The organism is Paenibacillus sp. JT22N7, from assembly GCF_059383875.1.
In genome coordinates, this window is record NZ_JBXENY010000004.1 from 238,376 (window position 1) to 252,295 (window position 13,920).

Below are 13,920 nucleotides of genomic sequence, written 5' to 3' on the forward strand. Positions count from 1 at the left end.
CTCCTCTCCTCCCTGATAAGGTGAAACGGCTGTCACCTGTCACCGTCCTTTGGCGGCGCGGCGCGTTTCAGTCCGAGAAATATAGAGAAAGTATGGCGAAATCATATACTTTCCTATATTTAAATAAAAAAAACCAAACTTCAGCACCGTTCAATCTGCTCGGTGGAGAGTTTAGTTTCCAGTGTTCTGGTCAACTAGTTATGGGCTGATCGCCCAAAAACCAACTATTCCTATTTGATTTATAAATTTAAAGCAATTGCCTGGCGGTGTCAACTTCTTTTTTTGGCAATAATCGGGATTGACGCTAGAAAATGAAGGTGATAAATTAAAGCAAACTATTCCACCCTGTTCACTTATATTATACATATTTATCAAGGAGGAGCTTGACATGTCCCAACAAACTGCGGGAAAAAGCCGGCAAATAAAATTATCTGCTTATTTGGTTGGCACAGGCATGCATGTGGCGGGCTGGCGCCATCCCTATGCACAGCCGGATGCCAGCATCGATATCGACTATTACCGGAAGCTCGCCCAAACCGCTGAGCGCGGGAAATTCGACATCGCTTTTATCGCGGACAGCCTGGCGATTAATGAGCAGTCTCATCCAAACATACTAAACCGGTTCGAGCCGATCACACTGATTACAGCTTTAGCATGCGCCACGACGCATATCGGCGTAGTCGCCACCGCCTCAACCTCTTATATTGAGCCGTTCAATTTGGCTCGGCTGCTTCTGTCTGCCGATCAGATCAGCAAGGGGCGGGTTGGCTGGAACATCGTAACTACAAGGGATCTGTCAGGGAATACGGCGCGCAATTTTGGTCGGGATGAGCATTTCGAGCATAGTCTTCGCTACAAGCGGGCGGAGGAATTTCTCGAGGTTGTGCAAGGGTTATGGGATTCTTGGGAGGACGATGCCTTCGTCCGCGACAAGAAATCAGGGCAGTTTTTCCACAAGGAGAAGCTGCATCGGCTTCAGCATCAAGGCGAGTTTTTCTCGGTGGAAGGGCCGCTAAATATTAGCCGCTCGCGGCAGGGGCATCCTGTGCTCGTGCAGGCCGGAAGCTCTGAGGCCGGGCAGGACTTCGCCTCGCGAACGGCGGAAGTCATCTTCTCTATCAAGCACAGCAAGGAGGAAGCACAGGCATTCTATCAATCGTTTAAAGGGAAAGCTGCTAAATGGGGGCGCGCACCTGAGGATATATATATTTTGCAAGGCATATCGCCGATTATTGGCGATACCGAGGAGGAAGCGCGGGCGAAGCTTAAGGAGCTTGAAGCGTTGATTACAGAGGAGCAGGGCATCGGCTTTCTGGCGGATTATTTTCAGGCAATCGATTTCTCTGGCTATACGCTGGAATCACGCGCTCGCGAGGTCGGGCTCGACCGCATTAAGCTGAACAAAACGGACTACCTCAAGCACCAGCCAGTTATTGCAAGGGAAAACCCGACGCTGCGCGAGGTGTATTCCTTTCTCACAGGCTCGTTCAGCGGGGATCATCTCGTCGGCACCGCCGAGAAAATCGCGGACACTTTGGAGGAATGGTTCGCCGAGCAGGCGGCTGACGGCTTTATGCTCATGGCTCCGCTGCTGCCGGATGGGCTGGAGCTGTTTGTCGACCTTGTCGTGCCGATTTTGCAGCAGCGCGGCCTTTTCCGCACTGAATATGAAGGCGCTACCCTGCGGGAGCATTTTAACCTGCCGCTGCCGCGCAATCGCTTTACTAAAGCAACGAGCCATTGATACGCAAAACCGCCGCCCCCTAGGTAGAGCTAAGGAAATCGGCGGCGGTTATTTATATTTGGAGCTGGGGAAGCCTAGCCAGCCCCAAATAGCCCTATCGCTTCGGCTCTGCAAGCCCTTCGTTAAAGCTGTCGCATAGCTGAAATAGCTCATCCGCTCGCGCAAGCTGCTCCAGCCAATGCGAGGGAATGGACGACAGACCATAATAGATGCCTGCAAGACCGCCTGTTACCGCACCTGTCGTGTCCGTATCCTCACCCAAGTTAATAGCGCGAAGTACCGCTGCATCAAAGCTGTCGGTCGTCAGCAGGCTCCAGATGCTGGCTTCCAGCGTGTGCATGACATAGCCTGACGAAGCAATGCTGTCCTCCTTCAGGCTTGCCAACTGCCCGCTAAGCAGACGTTCAAAACGATCCAGATCGCTGTGGCCCGCATAAAACAGCTGGATTGTCCGATTCGTTGCCGCATAACTCTCCTGAGGGCTGTGGCCCTTCAACAATTGCACGGCATACTCCGTGTAATAGACACAGGCCATAATCGATATAGGATGCCTGTGGGTTAGCGATGAAACCCTGCCAACCGCAGCCGACCGTTCCTCTATGCTAGCATCATGCATCCAATAGGCCATCGGCAAAATACGCATCAATGAACCGTTGCCATTGCTGTATTCGCCGCTGCCGCCCGCCAATTCAGGCTCTGCCCCACGCGCAAGACGGTCGATCGCCTCGCTAGTCGCTATGCCAATATCAAATACCTCGCCATGCGGCGTCCAGCGCTCGCCCCGCTTCCATTCCACGAAGCGGCTCGCAATATCATGCACCTCTACGCTTTTGCAATAAGCAAGGCTCTCCACCAGACATAAGGTCAAGGAAGCATCATCCGACCAAGTGCCCGGCGGCTGCTGATGCGAGCCATAACCGACCATGTCCGTTAAAGGTGCTTTCTCTAGTGCCTTTCGATTGCAAAACTCCACAGGAACGCCTAATGCATCCCCAATACAAAGCCCTATTAACCCTGCTTGAATAGATAGATTCATTTCGTAAACCTCCTGCTGCTGCCAGCTTGGTCTAGCGGTTTCGTAAATCAGCTTCGCTTACTTCCCAACAAGACCATTATGCACAAGCCCGCGAAAAAAAGGCAAATGCTGCGGATGGCATGCAATGAGGTATGGCTCACTGCTCATGCCCGCGAATGGCCTGCCATCATAATCGGTAATGACGCCGCCAGCCTCGCGCACCATAAGCATCCCCGAATAAAGATCCTCGCCCTCCGAGTTGTACAAAATAATCGCATCCAAATCGCCCTTCGCCAGCATGCTCCATTGCAAGGTAGGCGCCCACAACCGCATCATTCGCTTCGTGTTTGCATCAATATGCTGGCGCAGCCTTACTGCCCGCTGCTCCTGCTGTACTTTATGCCCTTGAATCCAGCCGACCGTCGCTCTCTTGAAGGGACGCGGCTCGCCCATTCGAATGATTCGCCCATTGCAGCGAAAGCCGCCGCTTGCCACCGCCTCATACAAGCGGTCCGTCAGCGGCTCATAAATGACCGCCATAACCGCTTCGCGCTGATACATGAGCGTAATGGATACGGCAAATAACGGCATCCCGACCGCGAAATTATTCGTCCCATCCAACGGATCAACCAACCACAGCCAGTCACTGGCCAAGCGGTTGTCCCCCGCCTCCTCCGAAATCACTTGATGTCCCGGAAACGCCTGCTTAATTTTGCCCAAAATGATCGCTTCCGCCCTGTGGTCGGCTTCGGTCACCAAGTCGCCGGAGTCGTCTTTATGCTGAAAGGCACTGGAATCCAGCTTTTCAAAAAGCTTTTTCAGCAGCGCTCCTGCCTCCCTCGCCGCCAAAGCTGCCACTCGCTGTGCTTCTCTTACAATCGTTGTATCCAAATGTAATCCCCCTATTTTCGTTTATTGGTTGAACTGGACACCCAGCATCTAAGAGAACAAAACAAAATCCTTCTTGCAGATCAGAAGGATTTCATGGTTGAGATTATTTTCGGACTCCTATTTCGAATAGAGGCAATGAATCCAAACGGCACCTACGTATTGTTGTTTTGATCAGGGCCTGTAGGCAGATTGGGCAGTGGAGGCGGCGTCATATTGGATTGCGGGCTCGCGCTTCCAGAGTTGAACGGGCTGTTAATTGGGCTGCTGGACGGGCTAAAATTGGACTGCGGCCCCGGCGCATAGCCGTTTCCTGCTGGCCCCTTCGTTAAATCCAGCTCTGTCTTCTCTTCGACGATCAGCTCCAAGCCGCCGAATTTCTTGGCCAATACGCCGTACAAAAGAGCAACCAACATACTAATTGCACCATAAATTCCGATTAGAAAAACCGGCATCAGTATATACGGAACTCCTATTGCCAGTAAGGTAGGCTCTTGAGCGACTACTCCTATCAATGTAAAAATAATACCGAGTAAAAATAACAGCACAGAAGGAATAATCATCATATACGCCGTCGCTTTAAAAGCACTGACCGTACCTATCCCTTTAATTTCCAATTTTTTCATCATTTCAGCTCCTAGTTATGTTTTTGTGCTTTCTTTTTTTCGCAGCAGCCACTAGGTAAAATTCACCAAAAAGTGACAAATTCCTGCTTGCGGCTCAAAAAAAGCAAAAAGCCGCGAACACCACCCATAAGGCAGGCATTCACGGCTTATCCTATTGCTCGACCGCTGTTATTATGCTTTCGCTGGATCGAAAGAGCTTTTCAGCGAAACGATGCGGTTGAAAACAAGCTTCTCCGGCGTCGTATCCTTCGGATCCACATTGAAATAGCCGTGGCGGAAAAACTGGAACTTCGCCTGTCCTTCGGCATCCTTCATGTTCGGCTCTACGAAGCCTTGAAGCAGCTCCAGATTGTTCGGGTTGATGCATTCAAGGAATGGCTTGCCATCCTCTTCTGCTTCATTCGTAATCAGAGGCTCGAACAAGCGGAAGTCCGCAGGCACCGCCTGCGACGCTTCAACCCAGTGAATGGTTCCCTTCACCTTGCGGGCGTTAAAGCCCGAGCCGCTTTTCGTTGCCGGATCGTATGTGCAGCGAAGCTCAATAACGTCGCCGGCTTCATTTTTCACAACCTCTTGGCAAGTAATGAAATATGCATGCTTCAAACGCACCTCATTGCCAGGGAACAGGCGGAAATATTTATTTGGCGGATTTTCCATAAAATCGTCCTGCTCAATATAAATCTCGCGGCCAAACGGAATTTGGCGCATGCCCATTTCTTCGTTCTCGGCGTTATTTTCTGCATCCAGCAGCTCGGTTTGGCCTTCTGGATAGTTCGTAATGACGACTTTGAGCGGTCGCAATACAGCCATCGTACGAAGCGCCTTAAGCTTAAGATCCTCGCGGATAAAATGCTCCAGCATCCGCTCATCGACCGTGCTGTTCGCCTTGGCAACCCCGATTTCGCGGCAGAAGGCGCGAATCGCTTCCGCTGTAAAGCCTTTGCGGCGCAGACCGCTAATCGTCGGCATGCGCGGATCATCCCAGCCAGTTACAACTTCCTCATCCACAAGCTGCTTCAGCTTTCTTTTGCTCATCACGGTATTAGTAACGTTCAGACGAGCGAACTCGTATTGACGAGGCACCGCCGGCATCTCGCATTCAGCGACCGCCCAATCATAGAGCGGGCGGTGATCGGCGAACTCCAGCGTACAGATGGAATGGGTAATGCCTTCAATCGCATCGCTGATCGGATGCGCATAATCGTACATCGGATAAATGCACCACGCATCGCCAGTCCGATGATGGTGGGCATGAGCGATACGGTACAGCACCGGATCACGCAGATTAATATTCGGCGAAGCCATATCGATCTTTGCTCTCAGCACCTTGGAGCCGTCAGGAAATTCTCCGGCACGCATACGGGCAAACAGATCGAGATTTTCTTCTGCGCTGCGCTCACGGTAAGGGCTGTTTTGTCCCGGCTGCGTCAGCGTTCCACGAGTCTCGCGAATTTGCTCGGCGGACAAGTCGCATACGTATGCTTTGCCTTTGTTAATGAGCAGCACCGCCCGATTGTAAAGCTCTTCGAAATAGTCCGAGGCAAAACGAAGCTCGTCCCAATCAAAGCCCAGCCACTTCACGTCCTCTTGAATCGAATCGACGTATTCGGTATCTTCCTTGACCGGGTTCGTATCGTCAAAGCGCAGATTCGTTCTGCCTTTGAAATCGTCAGCCAGCTCAAAATTCAGACAAATCGACTTCGCATGTCCAATATGCAAATAGCCATTCGGCTCCGGCGGAAAGCGCGTCACGATTTCCTGGACATGGCCGGTCTTCAAATCTTCGCTCACAATATTTTTTATAAAGTTAGAGGATGACAGCTTTGTGTCCACGTTGTTTTCCATTGTGACCAACCTTTCCCACGAAAAATAGATATCTTTCTATAATACACAAAATCCCGCAAAATTATAAGATCATCGGACCGGATAATAAAATAGATGGCATGTGATCAACCTTTGTTTTCATAGGTTCTATTAATCATGTATTTGCTCGCGGCACGGCGTGCGCTGCCAGAGGCTGGGGCAACCTGAACGGATGGTGAAGACATCATGACTGGGAAGCCGATCGTTATTTTTCCCTACAGCCGTTTTGGAGCGTTCCCGGCGGCGGAGCGCGATTGGCTGGCTAAGCTCGGAAAGCAGCGCCAAATCTACATGGTCGCCGAGGATGCGCTCCCTGACTGGGCAATCGCCGCAGCAATTGCTCCCCTATCGCTCGCTCGTCTGCCTGAGCTGGATTGGGACAGCACTTGCGCGCTAGTGCTCCATCCTTGCTGGACGCATATTGCAGCACCGCTGGCAACGCGTTGCCTGATTGCCTACTTTCCCGATTCAGAGCCCCAGGAAGAAGAGCGATGGCGCTCCTACCGCAGTTGGCTGTGCGCGCGGGCGACGCTCGTCATTGCCTATACGGAGGCATATTATTTGGAGCAGGCCTTTTGCCGTGACGATGTTTTTCTGCTTGATGGCACCGACGAAACGTCCGATCTGCTGGCGAGACAAGCGATTGAATGGCATTTGGACGGCTATGCCTCGAAGACGCTCATACGGCTGCAGCAGCGCTACCGCGCGATTTGGCATGAGGAGCAAGCCGACAAGACGCGTGCGGCTGGCCCGTCTGCTGCAGGAAAAGAGCGGCTGGCGGATCAGCTTTTTTCCCATGCGTTATACCGTTACTTGATCGGCGAAAGCTTGCGAGCGCAGAGCGAGCTGCTCGCCGCCTTCGAGCAAGCAGTGCTGGATGGGCGCGAGCAGGCGCTGCAGCATATTTATCGGTTTCGTTCCGCCATGCAGCTCGAGCTGGGATTGACGGATGATGCGGTGCGCACCTATCTGTATACTGCGCTCACCGAAGAGGAGCAGCGGCAGGGCGAGCGGCTGCTCCGATGGCTGGATGGTGGCAAGCGCCTATTAGCCAAGGCGCTGCTGTACCGGCTCAACGATGATTATCGCTCCGCGATTGCCCTGCTTGAGCCACAGCAAGCCGAGCCGGAAGCCCGCAGGCTGCTTGCGGAGCTTTATTTGCAAAGCGGCAGACTGGAATGTGCCTACCTGCTGCTGGCGAAGGAACCGCTCGGCAGCATAGCTGAACGCGAGCAGTTTCAACTGATGACCAGCACGGTGCTGCTGCTGCAGGGCAAGCGCCATGAAGCGATTCACAGCTGCCTTATCGCGGCGGAGACTAACAACAAAGCACTTAGCAGCATCATTGAACTCGCCAAGCTCGATAGCATCGTAATGGAGCAGGCGCACCATCACGGCAGGGAGGTTCAGCCATGAGCGGCTTGGAGCCATTTCGTATTCCGCGCAAAATATCAGGCAATAAGCTCACCGCTATCATGCAGGTACGCAATGAGGAAGGCCGTTATTTGGAGACGCTGCTTGCCGACCTGTCCAGCTTCGTCGATGAAATTGTCATTGTGGACGATGCCAGCACCGATGCAACCGTCGCGATATGCAGCGCCAGCCGCAAAGTCGTGAAGCTGGTAGAAAACGAGGAGCGGTTGTTCGGCTGCGAATGGCGGCTGCGCCAAATGCTCTGGCGCGCAGCCGAAGAAACCGAGCCGGATTAGCTGCTTGCGGTCGATGCGGACGAATTTTATGAGGATGCTGCCAAGGCTGAGATGCGGAGCCTGATTAATCAGGGCGAGTACGACTGGTTTGCTTTTCGAAAGTATGATTTCTGGGGCTCAGCAACGCATTACCGGGAGGATGCCTTGTGGAATTTGCATCAACGTCCGACGGTGGCGCTCGCTCGCTACTTGCCAGGCTACCATTATGCCTACCCGCAATGGGCGCAGCATGCGCCTCGTCTTCCGCTTACCTGCTGCGCGCTTCCCGGAGCGCAGACCGAACTGCGCATCAAGCATTTCGGCTGGGCAGGATGCGCGGGGGAGCGCCTTCGCAAATATGAGCGGCATATGCAGCTTGACCCGGATGGCAAATGGCGCAGCCTTGCCCACTATGCCTCGATTCTTGATGCGAACCCCCGGCTTGTTCGCTGGGAGGAGCGAGGGATATCAAAGGGAGAATGACACGGGCAGCCTAGCTCCAAATCATTGACGATATAAAACCTTTTCAGAGGTCTTTCCCTGGCTTTAATAAGGAAGCGACCTCCGTCCGATGAAACTTAGGACGAAGGCCGCTTCCTTTTTTTATTGCAGCATTTTTATAGCAGCTTCTCAATATCTTCCTTCATGCTGAGCGGCTCCTCGGTCGATTCGAAACGCTTGACGACACGGCCTTCACGGTCAATGAGGAACTTGGTGAAGTTCCATTTGATCGAGTCTCCATCCATAAAATGCGGCAGCTTTTCGGTCAAAAATGCGCTTAGCATTTTGCCGCTTGCTTCCGTTGTATCAAACCCGTTAAACGGCGCCTCTGCCGTCAAATAGTTGAATAGCGGGTGTGCTGTTTCATCACGCACATCCGTCTTCGCGAACAGCGGGAAGGTTACGCCGTAGTTCAGCTGGCAAAAGCTTTGTACATCCGAGTTTTCGCCCGGCTCCTGCTCGCCAAATTGATTGCTCGGGAATCCGAGTATTTCCAGACCTTGATCCTTGTACTGCTCATAAAGCTTTTGCAAATCAGCATATTGTGGCGTAAAGCCGCATTTGCTTGCCGTATTAGCAATAATAACAACCTTGCCTTTATAATCCTCCAGGCTAACCGTCTTTCCTGTTATCGTATCCGCTTGATAAGTGTAAATAGACATGAATGCACACTCCTATTAGTAGGTTTATTTTTCTGTCTTCCAACCTGTTTTCCCGTCTGCCTCCACGCTTGGCAGCTGTTGCGGAGCACACTATCCGCTAGTCCGCATTGGACTTATTGCCCAGCCAATCTACAAACAGCCCATAATCCTGCTCCACTTGATCCGCATAGGACATCGCCCACTCTGCAATGAAGCGGCTAAAGGCCTCTTCGTCACTGCCCATCGCTTTAACGATTGCCTGCTCGCTGTGATAATCCAGAACGCCGCTTTGCACATCCCGATCTGCACGGGCATGCAGCTTCGCGGTCAGCTTGCCCATCGTCTCTGTCACGATTCGCATATCCTCAGCGGTCTCCAGCGATTCGAGCTTGAGCCGCTTCTTATAAGGGGAGCGCTCACGCACATAAAACTGCCTGTTGCCAATCGTCAGGTGACCGAGATACGGATCAGCCTCATGGTGCATCGCCTGCTGGGTCATCGTCACGCGTTTGCCCTGATGCTCAAACGCTGTCCAGAACGAATCATCATAGGGCAGAAAATAAGCCGGAACCGCAACGCGCACCTCTTTCACTTCCAGCACAATATCATCCTCGTGCCCTTGCTCGCTGCTGCCCGCTTCAATCAGTACATAAAAACGGTCCAGCCCGATCGAGGCTGTTCCAGAGCCATGCTTAACCGCTATATCTTTAATGTGATAATGGGCAGCCTCCTGCGCATCATCAGCATGCAGGCTTTCCACATATTGCGGCCAAGCCTCAAGAAGCGCAGCACGCTCTTTTTCCGTTGGAGCGACGATTTCTTCCGTATGGGCGAACTTGCGATGCTCCTGAACGAGCGCCGTAACCTTTTCCAAAAAATGCTGCTCCTGACGCTTCTGCAGCTTGCGAAGCAGCTTCCTGACCTTGCCGCTTGCCCGCCCTTCATCCATCGTGAACGAAGCCGGATCATCCTTGCCCTTAACGAATTTCCACATTTGTTTTACATAGGCGCGCAGATAAGCTTCCATTTGCTCCTTCTGGGCTTCCTCCGACTCGCCTTTCATGCGGCCCACAAGTGCGATGCTGACCGACATGCGCAGCAAATCATATAAATACGAGCCCAAATAGCCCTCGTCAAAATCATTCACATCATAGACAAGCGTCCCCTGCTCGTTACGGAAAGCCCCAAAATTTTCGAAATGCAAATCTCCCTGAATCCAGGTTGGACGCTCTGCCGGCGTGTGATAGGGAAACCATTCCCTTGTGACATCCATATAAAATAAATAGGCGCTGCCGCGAAAAAAGGAAAACGGGCTTAGCGACATTTTGCGGTACTTTTCCTCGCGCTTCTCGCTGCCCAGTCTCATGATTTTATGATCAAATTCAGTAAGAACGGCGGTAATCGTCCGTTTCCGAAGCCTCTTTTGCGTAAGCTTTACACGTTCTGTCAATGATCCGTCCATTTCGGTTCCCCCTTAGGCAGCTCTACCCTTTATCCGACTCCATCTATGAAGAAAGCTTGTACAATCTGAGATAATCATTGACCATCGCCAGCCGCCACGGAATAATCATGCCGAAGGCCACGAGATAGAACATCGCCCCCGTCTGCGGAATCGACATATATTGCTCCACAACGCTGTGCAGTGCCATTCGAATAATGAATAAGGTCAGCATGATGAAAATAAAAGCTTTGGAACGCCTGACATAAATATCGGCATCAATACGCTCCAGCCGGGTCGATACGACCAGCGGAAAAGAAAATATCAATAGGCCTGTCCCGAATGCCGCGACCCCCCAGCCCCATGGAATATGAGTCATAGGTGCCAGGAACATCATAAAACCGGTCGACATGCCGACTGGCGGGATAATGATTTTACGAAGGGTAGTCGGCTGCTTGCCTGCCCGGATACGCAATAAGATGAGCATAAGCCCTGCGATAGCCGACATTATAATGAAGCCTACCTGAATCGTTTCAGTAGACAGCTGCACCGCCCTTTTCCCCCTTGCTCTTAAAAGAATGCCTTTTCTTTCTTTATCCTACTTCAAAAAACAGGCCGCTGCAAATATTGTCTAATCTCTTAAAACCGCTGGTTCTAGCGCGTTCTGAATGAAGCGGTCAACACCTCGGATGGCGTTCATTTGTGACAAGAGAAATAAGGAACCCAGGGCGGTTGTGAGACAAACGCCCCGCTTTGGCGCCAAAATCGTATTCGCGAACAGGCCAAATTCACAGCATCTATGCGCCTGCCGAGCATCCATACGGCACGGTTCACAAAACAGCAGACGATGCATACCGCGCCGAGCTGACCGAGCTGCTGGAGGATGATGATTAGATAGGGCCTTTATTTGTAACAACAGCATTGAAACCACAAATAATAGAAAAAGCTATGCAATCAACGCTCACTTATTCAACTGGTGCGCGTTCATTCAATCCGTTAAACCATGGCAATCATTTTTAATTAAAAGACAGAGTAATGCGCACATTGTATTCATAATGTACATAATATATAATACACTGTAAATAATATTAATAGAAAGAGGTGTTGAAAATGGCACAAACCAATATCAATATTCGTATGGATGAAGACCTCAAAAAAGAGGCGGAGTCTCTATTTTCGGATTTGGGGCTGAATATGACTACGGCGGTAAATATCTTTGTTCGTCAGTCCATACGCCAAGGTGGAATTCCTTTTGAAATCACAACCCAAACAGATCCTTTCTATAATCCGGCCAACCTGAGAAGGTTGAAGCAATCCATCCAACAAATGGAGCTATGAAGGGATTGGAAAGCCAGAGACGCTTCGCGGGGATCTATCCGGATATTGGAGTCGTCGCATTGATGATACCAATCGCTTAGTCTATCGGATTCAAAATGGCATGATTGAATTTTATGCTTTTCGCACACATTATGGGGATAAATAGTGCTTCAACAAATAATAGAAAAAGCTATCCCTGAAGCCGTTCAAAAACGGTGTAGGGGATAGCTTTTGTCATGGCCTGCCTTGTATTCAATGCTAGCTCTAGGCAGTATTTATACGAATCTAATTATAGTAATTAACGGTAGGCGCAGGCTCGATTCCATTTGCATAGTAGAAATTCAAGTCGCTGACAAAATCAATAACCTTGTTCGTATTCAAGTCATAAACTAAAATTTGGGGATTTCCGAGCATGTCCAGCAAGCCAAATCGTCTTGGCGTTGTATACCCTTTCGTATCAACAAAGGTTTGAAAATACTGCGTTGGAGGGCCAGAGGCGAAGGACGAATAGTGATACGTGAATAATGTATCTTCCTTCAATACTATAAGTACGGCATTGTTGGAGCTTGCATAAGTAGAATGATAGTCTACCGCCGTTGTAATATAATTCACTCGTGCATCTGAAATGCTATGAGTGCGTGATTGATAGTTGCCTCCATAAGAAAAATAATACTCTCTCTCCCAATCCAATTGCGGGTTCGTATTCGCAGCATAGGTCGTATTGGCAACCTGCTTATTGTTGAGATATAAATCATTATTCGAATACTTCCATACCACGGATTGCAAAAGATTTGAAACGCTATTATATGATATGGCGCCATTTGGAGCGGAAGCATTGGACTGGATAGTATAGGTGTCTCCTACTGTGCCCATAGAAGTAACTAATAGTCCAAAGTCGGCAGCCGGCAAATTGTTGGCAGCTGACAGATTGCCGCTTGTATTGCCGATGCCTGTCGGATAAGCCGTTCCCGTACTCCAATCAATCTGGTACAAATCTACACGGTAGCTGGCATTGGCAGATTGAGTCCGAAAAATGATGCTGCGTGCTGTCGCCAAACTAAAGAAATAAAAATTTTGCGGATTGCTCGCCGTTAATGAGCTGCTATGGAACAGGATATCTCCTTCCACATTATAATTTAAGCGGCTTGCCGCATTTGCTGGATTCGGTTTTTTCAAAAGATCGGACGCACTGAGCGCTACACCGCTTTCCCAATCGGTTTGAATGCTTTCTACTTCCCCGATTAAATCAGGTTCTGCTTGAACAGCGGGCAGCAATTCCGGTTGATTAAAAGTGACGGCTTCGGCTGAAATAGGAAGAGCCATTACGAAAAACAGCATGAGAACTAAAAAAGGCGTAGTCACGTACTTTCTTTTCATTGTCTTTTCCTCCATCTTTTTCGATTTTTCATTTCCGTAAAATTCCCATAAAACTACCATAACTGATTATTCCCCATTAAAAAAATATACCCCTCCCTTATCTGCCTATTAGGTTCCAATCAATTATGTTATAAAATAAGGAAATTATGTTAATCTCAATTCATATTTTAATATAGTTACCAATAACATTCAATACAAATTTATACAAAAATACTTTTTATAATACCACAATGATTACTAGGATTAGGCTGCATGACGCTAAGGATAAAGCTTGACGGCGGTTCCAGCCTCGTTTTAAAATATAGTTAGTCGACAAACTAATTTCTGCATGATGTTCAAAAAGAGAGGGGTGCCGCTATGCCATTTCGCAGAGGGCCTGACCATATTACGCGGATTTTCCGCCATTTAACCCGTCAGCATCAGAAGCAGCTGCATGCCCAGCTCCAGGATTATGATCTTTATCCGGGGCAGCCGCCGCTGATGTTCGCCTTGGAGCGTGGACCGGGACGAAGCCAGAACGAGCTGGCACAGGAGCTTGATATTAAAGCGGCAACGCTGACCGTGATGCTGAACCGGATGGAGAAGAACGGCATTGTCCGCAGGGAAGCCGATCAACGAGATCAGCGCGTATCGCGCATTTTTATGACCGACAAAGGAAAAGCGATGCTTGGCAAGCTGCGCGAGACGCTTCACCTTCTAGAGGAGCAGTCGCTGCAAGGCTTCAGCGAGGAAGAAAAACAAATCCTCAAAGGGATGCTGCACCGAATTGGCGATAATATAAACGCGATGAACCCTGCCGAGGGAAATCAGGATTAGAGGAAG

Annotated in this window: 16 protein-coding genes; 8 read left to right on the forward strand and 8 right to left on the reverse strand. The window is 50.2% G+C overall.

Features of this window, described 5'->3' with window-relative positions; translation table 11 throughout:
- Positions 1-388: 388 nt before the first annotated feature.
- Positions 389-1,744 (forward strand): LLM class flavin-dependent oxidoreductase, encoded by a 1,356-nt coding sequence (locus AC50Y5_RS12620; protein ID WP_494861016.1) that lies wholly within the window; start codon positions 389-391, stop codon positions 1,742-1,744.
- Positions 1,745-1,838: 94 nt separating this feature from the next.
- Here AC50Y5_RS12620 and AC50Y5_RS12625 read toward each other — a convergent pair whose 3' ends face one another.
- From AC50Y5_RS12625 to AC50Y5_RS12640, 4 genes are all read right to left on the reverse strand, one after another.
- A complete protein-coding gene (locus AC50Y5_RS12625) occupies positions 1,839-2,780 on the reverse strand; it encodes an ADP-ribosylglycohydrolase family protein (RefSeq protein ID WP_494861018.1) in 942 nt (313 codons plus the stop codon).
- A 57-nt stretch (positions 2,781-2,837) separates the two neighbouring features.
- Positions 2,838-3,650 (reverse strand): inositol monophosphatase family protein, encoded by an 813-nt coding sequence (locus tag AC50Y5_RS12630; protein ID WP_494861020.1) that lies wholly within the window; start codon positions 3,648-3,650, stop codon positions 2,838-2,840.
- A gap of 152 nt (positions 3,651-3,802) precedes the next feature.
- Complete coding sequence (locus tag AC50Y5_RS12635) at positions 3,803-4,276, reverse strand: hypothetical protein (RefSeq protein WP_494861022.1); 474 nt, start codon at positions 4,274-4,276, stop codon at positions 3,803-3,805.
- A 168-nt stretch (positions 4,277-4,444) separates the two neighbouring features.
- Positions 4,445-6,118, reverse strand: coding sequence for a glutamine--tRNA ligase/YqeY domain fusion protein (locus AC50Y5_RS12640; protein WP_494861024.1), 1,674 nt, complete (start codon positions 6,116-6,118; stop codon positions 4,445-4,447).
- Positions 6,119-6,322: 204 nt separating this feature from the next.
- Here AC50Y5_RS12640 and AC50Y5_RS12645 point away from each other — a divergent pair, with 204 nt between their 5' ends.
- From AC50Y5_RS12645 to AC50Y5_RS12655, 3 genes are read left to right on the forward strand one after another with little or no spacing between them, the layout of a single operon-like run.
- On the forward strand, positions 6,323-7,552 hold the full coding sequence (locus tag AC50Y5_RS12645; RefSeq protein ID WP_494861026.1) for a hypothetical protein: 1,230 nt from the start codon (positions 6,323-6,325) through the stop codon (positions 7,550-7,552).
- A complete protein-coding gene (locus AC50Y5_RS12650) occupies positions 7,549-7,845 on the forward strand; it encodes a glycosyltransferase (protein WP_494861029.1) in 297 nt (98 codons plus the stop codon). Before AC50Y5_RS12645 ends, AC50Y5_RS12650 begins: the two co-directional genes overlap by 4 nt.
- A 51-nt stretch (positions 7,846-7,896) precedes the next feature.
- Positions 7,897-8,307: a hypothetical protein gene (locus AC50Y5_RS12655; RefSeq protein WP_494861035.1), complete on the forward strand. Its 411-nt coding sequence runs from the start codon at positions 7,897-7,899 to the stop codon at positions 8,305-8,307.
- 134 nt (positions 8,308-8,441) lie between these two features.
- Here the strand turns inward: AC50Y5_RS12655 and AC50Y5_RS12660 are convergent, their stop codons facing one another.
- From AC50Y5_RS12660 to AC50Y5_RS12670, 3 genes are all read right to left on the reverse strand, one after another.
- Positions 8,442-8,987 carry a glutathione peroxidase gene (locus AC50Y5_RS12660; RefSeq protein WP_056036666.1) on the reverse strand — a complete coding sequence of 182 codons (546 nt, stop codon included), beginning with the start codon at positions 8,985-8,987 and terminating at the stop codon, positions 8,442-8,444.
- 97 nt (positions 8,988-9,084) lie between these two features.
- Positions 9,085-10,428 (reverse strand): DUF2252 domain-containing protein, encoded by a 1,344-nt coding sequence (locus AC50Y5_RS12665; RefSeq protein WP_056036664.1) that lies wholly within the window; start codon positions 10,426-10,428, stop codon positions 9,085-9,087.
- A gap of 43 nt (positions 10,429-10,471) precedes the next feature.
- Positions 10,472-10,954, reverse strand: a complete 483-nt coding sequence (locus AC50Y5_RS12670; protein ID WP_235533186.1) for a CcdC family protein — start codon at positions 10,952-10,954, stop codon at positions 10,472-10,474.
- A 203-nt stretch (positions 10,955-11,157) separates the two neighbouring features.
- Here AC50Y5_RS12670 and AC50Y5_RS12675 point away from each other — a divergent pair, with 203 nt between their 5' ends.
- The 3 genes from AC50Y5_RS12675 (at position 11,158) to AC50Y5_RS12685 (ending at position 11,887) form a co-directional block, all read left to right on the forward strand.
- On the forward strand, positions 11,158-11,298 hold the full coding sequence (locus AC50Y5_RS12675) for a hypothetical protein (RefSeq protein WP_494861038.1): 141 nt from the start codon (positions 11,158-11,160) through the stop codon (positions 11,296-11,298).
- Between the two features lie 216 nt (positions 11,299-11,514).
- Complete coding sequence (locus tag AC50Y5_RS12680; RefSeq protein ID WP_494861043.1) at positions 11,515-11,742, forward strand: type II toxin-antitoxin system RelB/DinJ family antitoxin; 228 nt, start codon at positions 11,515-11,517, stop codon at positions 11,740-11,742.
- Positions 11,743-11,746: 4 nt separating this feature from the next.
- A complete protein-coding gene (locus AC50Y5_RS12685; RefSeq protein ID WP_494861523.1) occupies positions 11,747-11,887 on the forward strand; it encodes a Txe/YoeB family addiction module toxin in 141 nt (46 codons plus the stop codon).
- A 119-nt stretch (positions 11,888-12,006) separates the two neighbouring features.
- On the opposite strand, the gene AC50Y5_RS12690 is transcribed toward AC50Y5_RS12685, so the two are convergent.
- Positions 12,007-13,098, reverse strand: coding sequence for a hypothetical protein (locus tag AC50Y5_RS12690; protein ID WP_494861047.1), 1,092 nt, complete (start codon positions 13,096-13,098; stop codon positions 12,007-12,009).
- 357 nt (positions 13,099-13,455) lie between these two features.
- Here AC50Y5_RS12690 and AC50Y5_RS12695 point away from each other — a divergent pair, with 357 nt between their 5' ends.
- A complete protein-coding gene (locus AC50Y5_RS12695) occupies positions 13,456-13,914 on the forward strand; it encodes a MarR family winged helix-turn-helix transcriptional regulator (protein WP_056036661.1) in 459 nt (152 codons plus the stop codon).
- Positions 13,915-13,920 lie beyond the last annotated feature (6 nt).